General features: G+C 57.0%; 21 protein-coding genes and 1 tRNA gene. 16 read left to right on the top strand and 6 right to left on the bottom strand.

Annotated features, from left to right (window positions below):
- Window positions 1–60: 60 nt before the first annotated feature.
- From K7431_RS16630 to hemA, 6 genes are all read right to left on the bottom strand, one after another.
- A complete protein-coding gene (locus K7431_RS16630; protein WP_043204758.1) occupies window positions 61–579 on the bottom strand; it encodes an acyloxyacyl hydrolase in 519 nt (172 codons plus the stop codon).
- A 112-nt stretch (window positions 580–691) separates the two neighbouring features.
- Window positions 692–1,486, bottom strand: a complete 795-nt coding sequence (gene murI, locus K7431_RS16635) for a glutamate racemase (RefSeq protein ID WP_012722113.1) — start codon at window positions 1,484–1,486, stop codon at window positions 692–694.
- A complete protein-coding gene (locus K7431_RS16640; protein ID WP_012722112.1) occupies window positions 1,479–2,234 on the bottom strand; it encodes a molybdopterin-synthase adenylyltransferase MoeB in 756 nt (251 codons plus the stop codon). The genes murI and K7431_RS16640 overlap by 8 nt, the downstream gene beginning before the upstream one ends.
- A complete protein-coding gene (gene prmC, locus K7431_RS16645; protein ID WP_012722111.1) occupies window positions 2,228–3,058 on the bottom strand; it encodes a peptide chain release factor N(5)-glutamine methyltransferase in 831 nt (276 codons plus the stop codon). Before prmC ends, K7431_RS16640 begins: the two co-directional genes overlap by 7 nt.
- A complete protein-coding gene (gene prfA / locus K7431_RS16650; RefSeq protein WP_012722110.1) occupies window positions 3,059–4,141 on the bottom strand; it encodes a peptide chain release factor 1 in 1,083 nt (360 codons plus the stop codon). It lies immediately after the preceding gene.
- Window positions 4,138–5,427 (bottom strand): glutamyl-tRNA reductase, encoded by a 1,290-nt coding sequence (gene hemA / locus K7431_RS16655; RefSeq protein ID WP_012722109.1) that lies wholly within the window; start codon window positions 5,425–5,427, stop codon window positions 4,138–4,140. Before hemA ends, prfA begins: the two co-directional genes overlap by 4 nt.
- Before the next feature lie 182 nt (window positions 5,428–5,609).
- On the opposite strand from hemA, the gene K7431_RS16660 reads away from it, so the two are divergent.
- The 16 genes from K7431_RS16660 to K7431_RS16735 all read left to right on the top strand — a co-directional run bounded on the left by K7431_RS16660 (window position 5,610) and on the right by K7431_RS16735 (window position 17,256).
- Window positions 5,610–7,334, top strand: a complete 1,725-nt coding sequence (locus K7431_RS16660) for a tetratricopeptide repeat protein (protein ID WP_012722108.1) — start codon at window positions 5,610–5,612, stop codon at window positions 7,332–7,334.
- A gap of 4 nt (window positions 7,335–7,338) precedes the next feature.
- Window positions 7,339–7,956, top strand: a complete 618-nt coding sequence (gene lolB, locus K7431_RS16665; protein WP_012722107.1) for a lipoprotein insertase outer membrane protein LolB — start codon at window positions 7,339–7,341, stop codon at window positions 7,954–7,956.
- Window position 7,957: 1 nt separating this feature from the next.
- A complete protein-coding gene (gene ispE, locus K7431_RS16670) occupies window positions 7,958–8,809 on the top strand; it encodes a 4-(cytidine 5'-diphospho)-2-C-methyl-D-erythritol kinase (protein ID WP_012722106.1) in 852 nt (283 codons plus the stop codon).
- A gap of 36 nt (window positions 8,810–8,845) precedes the next feature.
- Window positions 8,846–8,920, top strand: a tRNA-Gln gene (locus K7431_RS16675).
- Between the two features lie 46 nt (window positions 8,921–8,966).
- Entirely contained in the window at window positions 8,967–9,908 is a 942-nt protein-coding gene (locus tag K7431_RS16680) for a ribose-phosphate pyrophosphokinase (RefSeq protein ID WP_003208392.1), read from the top strand.
- Window positions 9,909–10,045: 137 nt separating this feature from the next.
- On the top strand, window positions 10,046–10,648 hold the full coding sequence (locus K7431_RS16685; RefSeq protein WP_012722105.1) for a 50S ribosomal protein L25/general stress protein Ctc: 603 nt from the start codon (window positions 10,046–10,048) through the stop codon (window positions 10,646–10,648).
- A 168-nt stretch (window positions 10,649–10,816) separates the two neighbouring features.
- The gene (gene pth, locus K7431_RS16690; protein ID WP_012722104.1) at window positions 10,817–11,401 is read left to right on the top strand and encodes an aminoacyl-tRNA hydrolase; all 585 of its coding nucleotides are present in this window, start codon (window positions 10,817–10,819) and stop codon (window positions 11,399–11,401) included.
- Window positions 11,402–11,422: 21 nt separating this feature from the next.
- Entirely contained in the window at window positions 11,423–12,523 is a 1,101-nt protein-coding gene (gene ychF / locus K7431_RS16695) for a redox-regulated ATPase YchF (RefSeq protein ID WP_012722103.1), read from the top strand.
- A gap of 301 nt (window positions 12,524–12,824) precedes the next feature.
- The gene (locus K7431_RS16700; protein WP_012722102.1) at window positions 12,825–13,742 is read left to right on the top strand and encodes a sigma-54-dependent Fis family transcriptional regulator; all 918 of its coding nucleotides are present in this window, start codon (window positions 12,825–12,827) and stop codon (window positions 13,740–13,742) included.
- Window positions 13,743–13,929: 187 nt separating this feature from the next.
- Complete coding sequence (locus K7431_RS16705) at window positions 13,930–14,121, top strand: hypothetical protein (protein ID WP_043204746.1); 192 nt, start codon at window positions 13,930–13,932, stop codon at window positions 14,119–14,121.
- On the top strand, window positions 14,121–14,594 hold the full coding sequence (locus tag K7431_RS16710; protein ID WP_012722101.1) for a putative type III secretion protein: 474 nt from the start codon (window positions 14,121–14,123) through the stop codon (window positions 14,592–14,594). The genes K7431_RS16705 and K7431_RS16710 overlap by 1 nt, the downstream gene beginning before the upstream one ends.
- On the top strand, window positions 14,579–15,394 hold the full coding sequence (gene sctJ / locus K7431_RS16715; RefSeq protein WP_012722100.1) for a type III secretion system inner membrane ring lipoprotein SctJ: 816 nt from the start codon (window positions 14,579–14,581) through the stop codon (window positions 15,392–15,394). The genes K7431_RS16710 and sctJ overlap by 16 nt, the downstream gene beginning before the upstream one ends.
- A complete protein-coding gene (locus tag K7431_RS16720) occupies window positions 15,384–15,965 on the top strand; it encodes a hypothetical protein (RefSeq protein ID WP_012722099.1) in 582 nt (193 codons plus the stop codon). The genes sctJ and K7431_RS16720 overlap by 11 nt, the downstream gene beginning before the upstream one ends.
- Entirely contained in the window at window positions 15,965–16,540 is a 576-nt protein-coding gene (sctL, locus tag K7431_RS16725; protein WP_012722098.1) for a type III secretion system stator protein SctL, read from the top strand. The genes K7431_RS16720 and sctL overlap by 1 nt, the downstream gene beginning before the upstream one ends.
- 106 nt (window positions 16,541–16,646) lie before the next feature.
- Window positions 16,647–16,862 carry a hypothetical protein gene (locus K7431_RS16730; protein ID WP_012722097.1) on the top strand — a complete coding sequence of 72 codons (216 nt, stop codon included), beginning with the start codon at window positions 16,647–16,649 and terminating at the stop codon, window positions 16,860–16,862.
- 1 nt (window position 16,863) lies between these two features.
- Window positions 16,864–17,256: a hypothetical protein gene (locus K7431_RS16735; RefSeq protein ID WP_012722096.1), complete on the top strand. Its 393-nt coding sequence runs from the start codon at window positions 16,864–16,866 to the stop codon at window positions 17,254–17,256.
- Window positions 17,257–17,260 lie beyond the last annotated feature (4 nt).

Raw genomic sequence — 17,260 nt, forward strand, 5'->3', positions numbered from 1 at the left:
TGATCCACTGCTATCGGGGGCAAGCCCCCTCCCACATGGTTTTTTCAGTGTCCTGAAGGGTTACAACGGCAAGGTGTAGTGCAACGAGTAGCTCTCTACCCCGTCGTTATTGCTGCTGATCCCTGCATTGGAGTAATGCGTGGCACGGATGCCCACTTCATGCCCGCCGGCAAAGCGCAGGCCGAAGCCCAGGCGATCTTCGAACTGGAAAGCCTGGCCGATGTTGTTGTCTTCCAGCTTGGTGCGCGAGAACACCGCCACCCCGATCCCGGCTTCGATATAAGGCTTCACCGATTCGCCGGCAAATTCGTACACAAATACCGGCGAGAACGACAGGCTGCTGGCGCTGGCACGCTTGTCACCGTCCCAATAGGTGTAGGCGCCGCTCCAGTAGCCGGTCAATCGACCGGTATCGCTCTGCCACCAGCTTTTATCCCAGTCCGATGTCAGCCCCAGCCGATAGGTCATGGTCGAATCGCTGGTGCTCCCCACCCCCAATTCCAGGCCAGCGGCCTGTGCCGAAACAGAGTGCCCCACTACAACGGCCGCAATCGCAGCCAAACAGAACAAGCGCTTCATAAGAAACATCCTTTCCGAACGAAGTTATATGGTTTTTTACAGGCTATCTCGCTATAGAAGCTGGCGTGTAGTCAGAAGTTCCAGTGATTAACGCCGGAATTTCACGAAATTTTCACGCACCAAAGCTTCGCACAACGCCCGGATATTTCCATAGTGTCGGTAGGATATTTCTTAGGTGATACACATCGCCGCTGGTCCAGAACTGTGCAGGTTCAGGGCTGCCAACGGCCAGCAGGTCGCGCTCGCCGAGCAGACGCTTGAGCTGACGGGCCACGGCGGCGCCGGTGTCGATGAGGATGATGCTAGGGGGCAGCATCTGCGCGAGGAGCGGCTTGAGGAAGGGATAGTGGGTGCAGCCGAGGATGATGGTGTCGCAACCGGCGCTGAGCAGCGGCTCGATGTACCGCTGTAACAACTGGCGCAGGGCCGGGCTGTTCAAGTCACCGCTTTCAATCAGCTCGACCAGGCCAGGGCACGGCTGGGTGACGACCTTCACGTCGGTAGCGAAACGGTCGAGCAAGGCGGCGAACTTGGCGCTTTGCAGCGTACCGGTGGTGGCAAGCACCCCGACCACACCACTGCGAGTAGCCGCGGCGGCAGGTTTGACGGCAGGCTCCATGCCCACCAGCGGCCAATCGGGAAAATCCAGCCGCAGGTCGGCGACAGCGGCGACGGTGGCGGTATTACAGGCAATCACAAAGGCCTTGGCGCCTTGCTCCCGGAAAAACGCCGCCACCCGCCGCGAACGCTCGAGAATAAACGCCGGGCTTTTCTCGCCGTAGGGGATGTGCCCGCAATCGGCCACGTACAGCAGCGATTCATGGGGCAAAAGCTGCTGGATTTCGTCCAGCACGGTCAACCCGCCGACACCGGAATCGAACACACCGATTGGCGCGTCCTTAACCATGTTGCGTCCCGCACACACTGCAACCGGGGTCACGCTTGACGCGCAACTCGCGAAACCGCGTGGTCAAGGCATCGATAAGCAACAAGCGGCCGACCAAGGGTTCGCCGAAACCGACCAGCAGTTTCAGGGCCTCCAACGCTTGAAGGCTACCGACCAGCCCTACCAGTGGGCCCACCACGCCGGCTTCGCTACAGGTCAGTTCGGTATCGCTGCCATGCCCATATAAACAGTGGTAGCACGGGCTTTCGGCGCGGCGCGGGTCGAACACCGACAACTGCCCTTCAAGGCGAATCGCCGCGCCGCTGATCAACGGCTTGCCAGCGGCGACGCAGGCGGCATTCACCGCTTCACGGGTGGAAAAGTTGTCGCTGCAATCGAGCACCACGTCCACCGCTTCTACCGCGGCGGCCAGGGAATCGGCATCCAGCGCGGTGCGATGGGCGACCAGTGTGATTGCCGGGTTGATGGCGGTCAGGCGACGCAGGGCCGAGTCGACCTTGGCCTGCCCGACGCTGTCGGTGTCATGGATGATCTGGCGCTGCAGGTTGGTCAGGTCGACCGTGTCGAAGTCCGCCAGATGCAACTCGCCCACACCGGCCGCCGCCAGGTACAACGCAACCGGTGCACCCAGGCCACCGAGGCCGACGATCAACGCACGGGCGTTTTTCAGGCGCAATTGGCCGTCGATGTCGACATGCTGCAACAGAATCTGTCGGCTATAGCGCAACAGCTCCTGGTCGGTCAGCATGGGCGACGCCCCAGGGTAATGCGCTCGTGACCGCCGAGGTCGATGCGGCTGTGGACCTCTTCAAAGCCTTCACTCAATAGCAGGTCGCGCACGGCCGGGGCTTGGTCGTAACCATGCTCCAGCAGCAGTCGTCCGCCGGCATTCAGGTGAGCGGGGGCTTCTTTGATGATCAGGCGCAAGTCGTCCAAACCATCATGACCGGCCACAAGTGCGCTGGCCGGCTCAAAACGCACGTCGCCCGCCACCAGGTGCGGATCGTTGGCGGCGATGTACGGCGGGTTGCTGATGATCAGGTCATAGGTATGACCGGGCAGCGCGCTGAACCAATGGCTGTTCAGCACCGTCACGTTATTAAGGTGCAGGCGCTGGCGATTGCGTTCGGCCAGGGCCACGGCCTCCAGCACACGGTCGACGGCGGTGACCTGCCAGGCTGGCCGTTCACTGGCCAGGGCCAAGGCGATGGCGCCGCTGCCGGTGCCCAGGTCGAGGACCTTGGCGGGCGTGGCCGGCAACAATTCCAAGGCCGCTTCCACCAGCAGTTCGGTGTCCGGACGCGGGATCAGCGTATGCGGCGCGACCTCCAGGTCCAGCTTCCAGAAGCCCTGCTGGCCGAGGATATAGGCGACCGGTTCGCCGCCGCGACGGCGCTGCAGGTAGCCGGCGAACGTCAGCGCGTCTTCGCTGCTGACGATTTTCTCGGGCCAGGTGTGCAGGTAGCTGCGGGTTTTACCCAACGCCGCCGCCAACAACAACTCGGCATCCAGGCGCGCGGTAGGCGAGTCGGGCAGGTCGGCGGCGCGCAGCAGGCTGGCAATAATGGTCATTTATTCACCTATCGCCGCCAACTGATCCGCTTGATATTCGGCAAGCAACGGTTCGATCACCGCGTCCACGCCACCGGCGAGGATCTCGTCCAGGGAATAAAGCGTGAGGTTGACCCGGTGGTCGGTGACCCGGCCCTGGGCAAAGTTATAGGTACGGATGCGCTCGGAGCGGTCGCCCGAGCCCACCAGCAACTTGCGCTCGCTGGCAATTGCATTGGCGGCGGCGCTGGTCTGTTGGTCGTTGAGCTTGGCCGACAGCCAGGACATGGCCCGCGCACGGTTCTTGTGCTGGGAACGTTCTTCCTGACACTCCACCACAATGCCCGACGGCAAGTGGGTGATACGGATCGCCGAGTCGGTCTTGTTAACGTGCTGACCGCCAGCGCCCGACGAGCGGTAAGTGTCGACACGCAAGTCAGCCGGGTTGATCTCGATCGCTTCCTGTTCGTCCGGCTCGGGCAACACCGCGACGGTGCACGCCGAGGTGTGGATTCGGCCTTGGGACTCGGTCGCCGGAACCCGCTGCACGCGGTGCGCGCCGGACTCGAACTTGAGCTTGCCGTAGACGTTGTCGCCTTCGACCCGCGCGATAACCTCTTTATAGCCGCCGTGCTCGCCTTCATTCTCGGACAGGATCTCGACACGCCAGCCGCGACGCTCGGCATACCGCGAATACATGCGGAACAGGTCGCCGGAGAAAATCGCTGCCTCGTCGCCGCCGGTGCCGGCACGGATTTCGAGGAACACGTTGCGCCCGTCATTCGGGTCCTTGGGCAGCAGCATGCGCTGCAGGTCGCCTTCCAGCTCGGCCAGTTTTTCCTTGGCTTCGCGGACTTCTTCCACGGCCATTTCGCGCATGTCCGGGTCGCTGTCCTTGAGCAGTGCCTGGGCACCTTCAAGGTCGGCCTGCACTTTGGTCAGGTGTTTGTAGGTCGCCACAATCGGCTCAACTTCGGCGTATTCCTTCGAATAGGCACGGAACTTGGCCTGATCGGAGATGACCTCACCATCGCCGAGCAGCGCGGTCAGTTCTTCGAAACGGTCCTGGAGCACGTCCAGTTTATTGAGCAGTGACGCTTTCATTGCAGTTTTTTATCCGAAGAGCTATCTGACGCGCCCTCACCGAGGGCAAAGAGTTCCTGGGCCATGGCCAGCGCATCGAGGCGGCCTTCGGCGGTAAGCTTTTTTAATTGTACGCTGGGCGCGTGGAGCAACTTGTTGGTAAGGCCTCGGGCCAGTTGCACCAGCACGTCTTCAGCGCTGCTGCCGTTGGCCAGCAAGCGCTGGGCCTTGAGCAACTCCTCGTCGCGCAGGCGCTCGCCTTGCTGACGATACGCCTTGAGCACGTCCACTGCGGCCAACTCACGCAGGCGCACCATGAAGTCGTCTGCGCCGGCGCTGACCATTTCTTCAGCGGCCTGGGCTGCACCCTGGCGGCTCTTGAGGTTTTCGGCGACCACTTCGTGCAAATCGTCGACGCTATAGAGGTAAACGTCGTCCAACTCGCCGACTTCGGGCTCGATATCGCGGGGAACGGCAATATCCACCATAAAGATGGGTTTGTGCTTGCGCAGCTTCAACGCGCTTTCGACCGCGCCTTTGCCAAGAATCGGCAACTGGCTGGCGGTGGAACTGATCACAATATCGCTGCGCACCAATTCGGCCGGGATATCTGCCAGCAGCACGGCATGTGCGCCGAACTGCTCGGCGAGGATGCTGGCACGCTCCAGGGTACGGTTGGCCACCACGATGCGCTTCACCCCCAGGTCATGCAGGTGGCGGGCGACCAGGGTGATGGTCTCGCCGGCGCCGATGAGCAGGGCCTGGCTACGTTGCAAGTCACTGAAAATCTGTTTGGCCAGACTGACCGCAGCGAACGCTACGGACACCGGGTTTTCGCCGATGGCGGTGTCGGTACGCACCTGCTTGGCGGAGTTGAACGTGGCCTGGAACAGGCGACCCAGCAGCGGGCCGACGGTGCCGGCCTCACGCGCCACGGCGTAGGCGGACTTCATCTGGCCAAGGATCTGCGGCTCGCCCAACACCAGCGAATCGAGACCGGACGCCACGCGCATCATGTGACGAACTGCCGCATCGTCTTCGTGCACATAAGCGCTCGCGCGCAGGTCATCGAGGTCCAAATGGTGATAATCGGCCAGCCAGCGCAACACCACATCCGCTGAAAGATGTTCCTGTTCTATATAAAGCTCACTGCGATTGCAGGTCGAAAGGATCGCTGCTTCGCGACTGTCGGTGAGCCGGCAGAGCTGCTGCAGGGCCTCAACCAACTGCTCTGGCGTAAACGCCACGCGCTCGCGCACGTCTACGGAGGCAGTCTTGTGGTTAATACCGAGTGCGAGGAAGGCCATTCAATATCGCTGATGATGTCGGGAAGCCGACAATTGTCCTACTTCGAAAGATTCAGAACAACCACCGTCGTCTATTGTCCTAATGCCTTGTGTCTATAAAGGCCCCCATTGAGACTCGGTTATGTTTGGCCGAAGGCTTGTGTCATGATGATCCGACCGCAGGTTAGTCGTCCTCTTCCTATATGAATAGATCCTCCGCGTTGCTCCTTGCTTTTGTCTTCCTCAGCGGCTGCCAGGCCATGGCACCCGTGTCGCCGGACGGTACCCCGCCGGTGGAAGACAGCACCCCCGCCCCTGAAAAGCCCAAGGTTTATTCCTCGTTCAGTGAAGAAACGGTGTACAGCCTGCTGACCGCGGAGCTGGCCGGCCAACGCAATCGCTTCGACATTGCGCTGGATAACTACGTGACCCAGGCCATCAACACCCAGGATCCGGGCATTTCCGAGCGGGCTTTCCGCATCGCCGAATACTTGGGCGCCGACCAGGCTGCGCTGGACACGTCGATGATCTGGGCGAAAAACGCCCCGGACGATCTGGAAGCACAACGGGCGGCAGCGATTCAGCTGGCGCGCGCCGGGCGCTATGACGACTCCATGGTCTATATGGAGAAAGTCCTGCAGGGCAAGGGCGACACCCATTTCGACTTCCTCGCGCTGTCGGCTGCCGACACCGACCAGGACACGCGCAATGGCCTGATGAAGAGTTTCGACCGCCTGCTGCAAAAACATCCGAAGAACAGCCAACTGGTGTTCGGCAAGGCACTGCTGCTGCAACAGGACGACGAAGCCGACGCAGCCCTGAAGCTGCTCGAGCAGAACCCGCCGGAAGAAGGCGAAATCGCCCCGATCCTGCTGCGCGCACGCCTGTTGCAGAACCTCAATCGCGGCAAGGAAGCGATTCCTCTGCTGGAAAAAAATATCAAGAAGTATCCGGACGACAAGCGCCTGCGCCTGACTTACGCCCGCATGCTGGTGGAACAGGACCGCATGGAGGACGCCAAAGTGCAGTTCGCCAACCTGGTCCAGCAATACCCGGACGACGACGAGTTGCGTTATTCCCTGGCACTGGTATGCCTGGAAGCCAAGGCCTGGGACGAGGCCAAGGGGTATCTGGAAGAGCTGATCCAGCGCGAAAGCCATGTGGACTCGGCCCACCTGAACCTCGGCCGTATCGCTGAAGAACGCAACGACCCACAAGCTGCCCTGCTCGAATACGCACAAGTCGGCCCCGGCAACGACTACCTGCCGGCCCAATTGCGCCAGGCCGATATCCTGATGAGCAACGGCCGTACCGACGAGGCGGAAAAACGCCTGGCCGCTGCGCGGGATGCCGAACCTGACTACGCGATCCAGCTGTACCTGATCCAGGCCGAGACCTTGTCGGCCAACAAACAGGGCGAGCGTGCCTGGAAACTGCTGCAACAAGCCTTGCTGCAGTTCCCTGACGATTTGAACCTGCTGTACACCCGCGCCATGCAGGCCGAAAAACGCAATGACCTGGCGCAGATGGAAAAAGACCTGCGCCTGATCATCAAGCGCGACCCGGACAATGCCATGGCTCTCAACGCCCTGGGCTACACCTTGTCTGACCGCACGACGCGCTACGCCGAAGCCAAGGTGCTGATCGAACAAGCCCACAAGCTCAACCCGGAAGACCCTGCCGTACTCGATAGCCTGGGCTGGGTGAATTACCGCCTGGGCAACCTGGACGAAGCTGAACGCCTGCTGCGCCTGGCACTGGAGCGCTTTCCCGACCAGGAAGTCGCCGCCCACTTGGGTGAAGTGCTGTGGGCCAATGGCAAGCAGCGCGAAGCACGCCAAATCTGGGAAAAATTCCTCAAGGAACAACCCGAAAGCCCTATCCTGCGCGGCACCATCAAGCGCCTGACCGGATCCGAGACCCTTTAAGCTTATGTTCTTGCGCCACGTTATCGTTTTCAGCTTCATTGCCCTGCTCGCCGGTTGCGCAGGCTTCGGTTCCCGTGAATCCGTCGAAGGCCAGGGCAACCCGGCGCAATGGCAGCAACACAAGGACCAGCTCAGCAGCATTGATGGCTGGCAAATCGAAGGCAAAGTCGGCGTCCGCGCCCCCAAGGACTCCGGCAGCGGTACCTTGTTCTGGCTGCAACGCCAGGACTACTACGATATTCGCCTGTCGGGTCCTCTGGGCCGTGGCGCGGCGCGCCTGACCGGTCGACCGGGACACGTCAGCCTTGAAGTGGCCAACCAGGGTCGCTATGAAGCCACCTCGCCGGAAGAACTGCTTGAACAACAGATTGGCTGGAAGCTGCCGGTGTCTCATCTGGTCTGGTGGGTACGCGGCTTGCCCGCACCGGACAGCAAGAGTCGCCTGAGCCTGAACGGCGATAGCCGCCTGTCGACGCTGGAGCAGGATGGCTGGCAAGTCGAGTATTTGAGCTATGTGGAACAAAGCGGTTATTGGCTGCCCGAGCGCATCAAGCTGCACGGCCCCGACCTTGATGTCACGCTGGTGATCAAGGACTGGCAACCGCGCAAACTGGGGCAATAACGTGTCGGTACAAACATTGACCCTGCCCTCCCCGGCCAAACTCAACCTGATGCTGCACATTCTGGGTCGCCGTGAAGACGGCTATCACGAACTGCAGACGCTGTTTCAATTTCTCGACTACGGCGATGAGCTGACCTTCGCCGTGCGCGACGATGGCGTGATCCAGCTGCATACCGAATTCGAAGGCGTCCCTCACGACAGCAACCTGATTGTGAAGGCGGCGAAAAAACTTCAGGCGCAATCCAGTTGCCCGCTCGGCATCGATATCTGGATCGATAAAATCCTGCCCATGGGCGGCGGTATCGGTGGCGGCAGCTCGAATGCCGCGACGACTTTGCTGGGCCTGAACCACTTGTGGCGCCTGGGCTGGGACGATGATCGCCTGGCTGCGCTGGGCCTGACGCTGGGCGCCGACGTCCCGGTTTTCGTGCGCGGGCACGCCGCTTTCGCCGAGGGTGTGGGCGAAAAACTCACCCCGGAATACCCCGAAGAGCCGTGGTATGTCGTTCTTGTTCCGCAAGTATCTGTAAGTACAGCAGAAATTTTTTCAGATCCGCTGTTGACACGTAACTCTCCTCCCATTAAAGTGCGCCCCGTTCCCAAGGGAAACAGTCGAAATGACTGCTTACCGGTTGTAGCAAGGCGTTATCCAGAGGTACGTAACGCTTTGAATTTGTTAGGTAAATTTACCGAAGCAAAATTAACCGGAACTGGAAGTTGTGTGTTTGGGGGCTTCCCAAGCAAAGCTGAAGCTGATAAAGTCTCGGCCCTTCTTACAGAGACCCTTACAGGGTTTGTAGCAAAGGGAAGCAACGTTTCGATGTTGCATCGCAAGCTGCAAAGTCTGCTCTAAAGGAACCGAGTGTTAGGCACTCGTTGCAACAGATACAGGGGCGTCGCCAAGCGGTAAGGCAGCAGGTTTTGATCCTGCCATGCGTTGGTTCGAATCCAGCCGCCCCTGCCATTTTCCTATACTCATCCAGGTTACCCTCAGCCTCTAGGTACTGCGCGTGTCCAAGATGATGGTCTTTACGGGGAACGCCAACCCCGATCTGGCTCGACGTGTCGTACGTCAGCTGCATATCCCTCTCGGTGACATCTCTGTCGGTAAATTTTCCGACGGCGAAATTACAGCCGAGATCAATGAAAACGTTCGCGGTAAAGACGTTTTCATTATTCAGCCGACTTGCGCTCCGACCAACGATAACCTGATGGAACTCGTCGTGATGGCTGATGCCTTCCGCCGCTCCTCAGCGACTCGAATCACAGCTGTAATCCCTTACTTTGGTTATGCCCGTCAGGATCGCCGTCCGCGCTCCGCACGTGTGGCTATCAGCGCGAAAGTCGTTGCTGACATGCTGACCGTGGTAGGCATCGACCGTGTTCTCACGGTTGACCTGCACGCTGACCAAATCCAGGGGTTCTTCGATATTCCGGTAGATAACATCTACGGCTCCCCCGTATTGGTGGATGACATCGAAGACCAGCGCTTTGAAAACCTGATGATCGTGTCCCCGGACATTGGTGGCGTCGTGCGTGCACGGGCCGTTGCCAAATCCTTGGGCGTGGACCTCGGGATCATCGACAAACGCCGCGAGAAAGCCAATCACTCTGAAGTGATGCATATCATCGGTGATGTCGAAGGGCGTACCTGTATTCTGGTTGATGACATGGTCGACACCGCCGGCACCCTGTGCCACGCGGCGAAAGCCTTGAAAGAGCACGGTGCCGCTAAAGTCTTCGCCTACTGCACACACCCAGTGTTGTCTGGCCGAGCGATCGAGAACATCGAAAATTCCATGCTGGACGAACTGGTGGTGACCAACACCATCCCGTTGTCCGCTGCTGCTCAAGCCTGTTCGCGTATCCGTCAATTGGATATCGCACCGGTTGTTGCCGAGGCGGTTCGCCGCATCAGCAATGAAGAATCGATCAGCGCGATGTTCCGTTAAGGGTCAAACCTTCGGTCCATCTCACTGACGAAAAGCGCCCCGCCCCGACATGTTGTTGGGGCGGGGCTTTTTTGCCCATGTCGAGTCTGGCGCTGGTCGCAAACGCCGCTCGATGATGGCTATTTTGGAGATACAACATGAATGACTTTACTCTGAACGCCCAAGCGCGTACTGACCTGGGGAAAGGTGCGAGCCGCCGCCTGCGTCACGCCGCCAACATCCCAGCCGTTGTATACGGTGGTAACAAGCCTGCTGAATCCGTGACTATCCTGTCCAAGGAAATCGCCAAGCTGTTCGAAAACGAAGCTGCCTACAGCCACGTTATCGAACTGAACGTCGACGGCACCAAGCAGAACGTCATCGTTAAAGCGATGCAGCGTCACCCGTCCAAGCAGTTCATCATGCACGCTGACTTCGTTCGCGTTGTTGCTGGCCAGAAACTGACCGCTATCGTGCCTGTGCACTTTGTTGGTGAAGACGCTCCGGTCAAGAAAGGCGGCGTTGTTTCCCACACTGCTACCGAGCTGGAAGTAACCTGCCTGCCGAAAGATCTGCCTGAGTTCATCGAAGTCGACCTGTCGGCCGCTGAAATCGGCACCATCATTCACTTGTCCGACCTCAAGGCCCCTAAAGGCGTTGAGTTCGTTGCACTGGCTCACAACGACGACAAGGCTGTTGCCAACGTCCACGCGCCACGTGTTGTAGCTGAAGATGAAGAAGGCGAAACCGCTGCAGAGTAATACTCTCTGTGACGTCGGAGCTTGAGGAAACATCGCGGACCGGAACGTAGCGAGAAAGCGGGCGATAACGCGGCGTTTACTCTTGAGTAAATGATGTAATGTCGTCCACTTTCGCCGCACGCAGGTTGCGGCGATGTTATCCACAACTCCAAAGGAAGGGCCCCTGTCGTGACTGCCATTAAACTGATCGTTGGCCTGGGAAATCCAGGCGCCGAATACGAACAGACCCGGCATAACGCGGGGGCCCTTTTTGTTGAGCGCATCGCCCACGCCCAGGGTATAAACCTGGTGGCCGATCGCAAGTATTTTGGCCTGACCGGACGCTTCTCGCATCAAGGTCAGGACGTTCGTCTGCTGATTCCCACCACCTACATGAACCGCAGCGGCCAGGCTGTCGCGGCGCTTGCGGGCTTCTTCCGGATCAAACCCGAAGAGATCCTGGTGGCCCATGACGAACTGGACCTGCCACCCGGTGTAGCCAAGCTCAAGCTGGGCGGCGGGCATGGCGGGCACAATGGCCTGCGCGACATCATCGCGCAGCTGGGTAATCAGAATAATTTCTACCGTCTGCGGCTCGGCATTGGCCACCCAGGCGTTGCCAGTATGGTTTCAAATTTCGTCCTGGGTCGTGCGCCACGCGCCGAACAGGAAAAACTCGATGCCAGCATCGATTTTGTCCTCGGCGTGCTGCCGGATATCTTCGCCGGTGAATGGAACCGCGCGATGAAAAACCTGCACAGCCAGAAGGCCTGACTCTTACCGAGGGGAAACACCATGGGATTCAATTGCGGCATCGTCGGCCTGCCCAACGTCGGCAAATCCACCCTGTTCAACGCCCTGACCAAGTCCGGTATTGCAGCGGAGAACTTCCCCTTCTGCACCATCGAGCCCAACAGCGGCATCGTGGCTATGCCGGACCCGCGCCTGCAGGAACTGGCGGCGATCGTCAATCCCAAGCGTATCCTGCCGACCACCATGGAATTCGTCGACATCGCGGGCCTGGTAGCCGGCGCGTCGAAAGGTGAAGGCCTAGGCAACAAGTTCCTGGCCAACATCCGTGAAACCGATGCGATCGCCCACGTGGTCCGCTGCTTTGAAGACGAAAACGTGATTCACGTCTCCAACAGCGTCGACCCGAAACGCGACATCGAGATCATCGACCTCGAACTGATCTTCGCCGACCTCGACAGCTGCGAAAAGCAACTGCAAAAAGTCGCGCGTAACGCCAAGGGCGGCGACAAGGACGCAGTGGTCCAGAAAGGCCTGCTGGAGCAGCTGATCGCTCACTTCACCTTGGGCAAACCAGCACGCAGCCTGATGAAGAGCATGAATACCGATGAAAAAGCGGTGATCAAAGGCTTCCATCTGCTGACCACCAAACCAGTCATGTACATCGCCAACGTCGCTGAAGACGGCTTCGAGAACAACCCATTGCTCGACGTGGTCAAGGCCATCGCCGACGAGGAAGGCGCGATCGTGGTGCCGGTGTGCAACAAGATCGAGGCGGAAATTGCCGAGCTGGATGACGGCGAAGAAAAGGACATGTTCCTTGAGGCCCTGGGTCTGACAGAGCCTGGCCTGAACCGCGTGATCCGCGCCGGTTACGAGATGCTGCACCTGCAAACCTACTTCACCGCCGGTGTCGAAGAAGTCCGCGCCTGGACCGTCAAGGTCGGCGCTACCGCGCCACAGGCCGCCGGTGTGATCCACACCGACTTCGAAAAAGGCTTTATCCGCGCCGAAGTGATCGCCTATAACGACTTTATCCAGTTCAAGGGTGAAGCCGGTGCCAAGGAAGCGGGTAAATGGCGTTTGGAAGGTAAGGAATACATTGTTAAAGATGGCGATGTGATGCACTTCCGTTTTAACGTGTAAACGTTAACTGCGGTTTATACCGCGAATAAAAAGCCGATGCAGTGCATCGGCTTTTTTGTGGGCGCTGTTTATCAGCATTCAACAACACGCACGCCAAGCATCAAAAATTTTCAGACGTCTCCTACTTACACTGCTATATCTTATTACCCGAAAATAAATCCAAGTTAAAACCAAACTTATCCTACACGATATTGGTAATTCGCACGCTCAACAACAAGTGACAACACTTATAAAATTCTATCTACTGAACCGAGCCTACATGCCAATAGTGAAGCAATAGCGATTATGGAGTAATCATTCAATGTCGGCCTCTGACACTATGGACAATGAAGCGGATATTTCACTGCTTGAAGGCCCCGACATTGAAGAAATACTGAGCGGCACTGCCCAGCTCAATATAGATATTTTGCTGCTGGGAGAAACCGGAACCGGTAAGGACACCTTGGCGCAGCGAATCCATCGTTTATCCGGACGACGGGGGAGTTTCATCGCTGTGAACTGTGCCGCCATTCCCGAAACCCTCGCGGAAAGCCAACTGTTCGGCGTCAATAGCGGAGCCTATACAGGCGCTGTACAGTCCAGGGCAGGCTTTATCGAAGCCGCACATCTAGGCACCTTGTACCTGGATGAAATCGACAGCATGCCGCTTTCCTTGCAAGCCAAGCTACTGCGCACGCTTGAATCGCGCGGTGTCGAGCGGCTCGGCTCGACCCGGTTTATTCCTGTAGACATGCGCGTTATCGCATCGGCTCAACAGTCGCTATACGAAATGGTTGAACGCGGGACTTTCCGGCGAGACCTGTATTTTCGTTTGAGTGTCGTCAACATCCAGCTCCCGTCTTTGCGAGAGTGCAGAGATCGTATAATCCCGCTTTTTTTGACCATGATCCGCCAAGAAGCGGAATCGTTTAAATGCCCTTATCCCCAGCCTCCGAGCTCCTTGTTACAACAGTTGTTATGCCATCCCTGGCCTGGCAACGTTCGCGAGCTGAGTTCCACGGCTAAACGCTTTGTTTTAGGCCTTCCTCCACTCTCAGTGAGGGGTAAGAATCCTAAGATATCTGAAGCAAGCCTCAAAGAACGCTTACAACGTATTGAGAAGTCACTGATTGAGGAATCACTGCATCGGCACAACGGCAATGTGGACCTGGCGGCGGCTGACTTGAGAGTTGCCAAACGTACATTCTATTACCGGATGAAACAACTTGGGATTGACTAAACGAATAGCCTAAACCCTAACGTCGTTACAAAAAAGCTGGAAGCTTCCAGTTTTTTTGCAACAGCTTGGAACTACTTAAACAGCGAATGCCACACAGTTAACGTCAGACATCATATTGTAAATCCATGCAAAAAGATGATGGCTGAATAGTGCACTATATTTCAAACTAGCGAAGTGGAGAAGGTCCATGTCTCAAATTAATGGTTACGGTTCCTACAACCCCTATAATTCCGCCTACGGCGCCGGCGATACCGCTGGAAACCCCACCCTTGATGCAGAAAGTCAGCGATCGAAGGAAATTCAGGCTCAAGGCCTGAAGCTGAGCAACGACGCAACGCAAGATACCAACGTCAAAGGCGCTGCTGAGAAAAGGCGTTAATGCAAGACCTCCTCGGCTCACCGGCCGAGGAGGTGCATCTTGTATTAAAAAGAGACGACCCTTCAAGCCTGCGTAACAGTACCATCGCTCACCTATTGGGATTACCGATGCTTGTACAAGACAATAGCTCAATCGCGCTTAGCAGCCATAAAAGCACCGTTCAATCATCTGATCGTTCACCCTTAAGTACGGATGTCGACTTTTTTACCTCACAACTCGAACGTCCCCTTTCGACAAATCCTATGGAAGTACAATTTGAAACGACGAGTTTGCTGACGAACGCGGCAATGGCGCTCGATACAACAAAAAATAAAATAGCGAGAGACCTTAGCAGACTCAGCAAACACATCGACAGAGAGGCATTACGTAAGTATCCAAATGATCTTTCCAACGCATTGCTCATGTCGAATTTGCTCGTAAAAACCCTCGGTAAAACAACTCAGTGCATCGACAAAATATGCAACCTGCAGTAGCGAACAGGTACTTCCTGCAGCCAACGCTATTGGCGCTCACCCTTCTGTTTCTGTTGAGTGGTTGCGGTGACCGTGTCGAACTGCATCGACAACTTTCCGAGCAAGAGGCCAATGAAGTCATTGCAGAACTGGCAGACAAGCATATTCGAGCTCGAAAGATCCCGACCAAGGATGGTGTAACGGTAAGTGTTGATACAAACGACATAGGCCGAGCTGTTCGCACGCTGGAGGCTGTGGGCCTGCCCAAACTCGCTCGCGCCACACTCGGCGATACGTTTCGCAAAGAGGGCGTTATCTCTACGCCACTGGAAGAGCGCGCGCGCTACATCTACGCCTTATCCCAAGAGCTCGAAGCCACCCTGTCGAACATCGACGGTGTCATCGTTGCCCGAGTGCACGTCGTGCTTCCCGAGCGCATTGCGCCAGGAGAACCTGTGCAGCCTGCATCCGCCTCGGTTTTCATCAAACACGATCCTCGCCTTGATCCCGATAATATCCGAGCCCGGGTTCGCAGAATGGTCGCAAGCAGTATTCCGGGGATGACCACCGCTGTGGATAATCCACAAAAACTTACCGTCATATTTGTACCCGCCGTGGCTTACCAGGAACAAAAGCGATTGGTCTACTTCGGACCTTTCTTAATCCCGGCAGATGACCGCAGCTTTTGGTGGACCTGCTTGGTCGGTGTGCTGGGTGGTTTGATTTTTACGGTGGCCGGCTCACTCTTCCTGTTGAACCGGCGACAGCGGCTGGCGCAGGCGATACCTGAGGTAACGACAGGTCCTGTACATGATCATTAGCCATTCCCTATCCATGAGTGACCGTCTTGCTTGGGCTCAATGGTGGGCATTTCCCTGGAAGACCTCTCACGAAAGCTGGACATCTTTTTACCCTGAAATTGCCTTGATCCATTGCTGTGAGGCCCTGATGAAGAACGGACTTGCAGGTGCTGCTCCCTCCTTGCCTCCTCCACCTCAGTTTGCGGTGCTCCGATTGGCGCTTGCCTCAACGGACCAACTCAACCTCGCGCTCAAATTGATTCACCTTACTGTCGCGCCTCAATCTGCACCCTCCTTGAACGAAGGCGATGATCTATGGTGCATGAGCCTTTCCAAAGCCCTCTCACCTGACATGCTTCTGCCCGAAGATGACCCTTTGCAATTACTGTGCAATTGGATCGCGCCCACTGTCTGGCAGCGGCTTCGATTACGTTTTCCCGTTGAGCGAGTTCTCACGGTGGAAGAAAGAGCTCCCGTATTCGAAAACGCGTGCAGCCGATTGATCACGCTCTGGCAAGCCGTGGTCTGGCGTGTCACATCAAGAAACAGCCACGACACGCTTCCTGACATGCACAAGCCAGGAGATCGATAATGCTTCAACTACACAAAATTGAGTTGCACCAGAACGCTGCCAGTTTTCCAAACCCCTTGGTTCCCCGAGAAGTACTCGCAGACGTCGAAAACGCCAATCAGCTCCTGTCGCATGCACAAGCGAAGGCTGACGAGCTGATAAGAAGAGCGGGTGAGAAATGTGAGGCGATGCAGAAGCAAACCTCGTTAGAATTCTGGCAACGCGCCGACAAGCAACTCAAGTGCTGGGAACATGAGCGTGAGGGAATTCTGGCAAGCCTTGAACACCACGCGACCTTAGTCATCAACCAGGCCATCCAGCGCATCCTTGACGAGACTGTCGAGCCTCAGCGCCTGCAAGCTCTCATACAGCAGCTGCTGGCTAGTCAAATACCGCAGGTCAACGCGACGCTACTGTGCTGCCCAAGCGAATTCGAGCATGTAAAGAAGTACCTTGCTTCGTACGGGGCGACACTCTGGAAGCTGCAACCAGACGCCACTGCCCTCCCTCAAACCCTGACACTGAGGACAAACGAGGGAGATTTTCTTATCAACTGGAACTCAATGCTCGAGATGCTTCTTAAACAGAGTCGATAAAATCAAAAGCCCTTGCTCAATGGTTCACCTCGTATCAAATAGTTTCTTGTGCATGGAACTGATTGACTAGTACACACCACAACACAAAAAACATCGAGGAATAACTATGCGCTCTTTAAGCAACTTATCGCTTCAGCTTGCGAGAAACAGCACCACCGCAAACCAGAAAGTCGTGCGCGCGGGTGAGGATCCTGAAACATCGGAAGACATTCAGGCGTTCTACTCACTCATAATGCAGCAAGACTTCGCCAACTTTGCCTATCTAGAGCAAGGGCGCGTCATTCACGAAACGATCAAAACAACCCTCGAAAGCTTTCAGTAATTTGAAAGCCCTTATCATCGACTGGTTGAAGAGCGGCAAAGAACAAATCACCCTACTTGAAGGACAAGACGAAATTATAATTAGCCTTCAAGGTGGTGGGGTGTTGGTGTACGTCAGTCTGTCTTCAACTTCTTTTAATAACACCGAACTGCAATGTTGGATGCGGATCAGCTTCGCGAGCCTGGCCCACTTTCAAGGCGCATTGGCGCGAGCACCTAGCAGTGGAGCGCTCTGGATTATCCAAAGTCTTCAAGGGACGCCTGATGCGCTTCGCGTGCTCGCAAGCGTCGAATCGCTGCTCAACCAACGTGATACTTGGCGCGCCATGTTCGCACGCCTGAATAAGCCAGCCCATCCGCTCAAACCAACTTCACTACGTGCGTTGCGGCATTAATCAG

The sequence above is a fragment of the Pseudomonas fluorescens group sp. genome (assembly GCF_020093335.1).
Classification (GTDB): Bacteria; Pseudomonadota; Gammaproteobacteria; order Pseudomonadales; family Pseudomonadaceae; genus Aquipseudomonas; species Aquipseudomonas petroselini.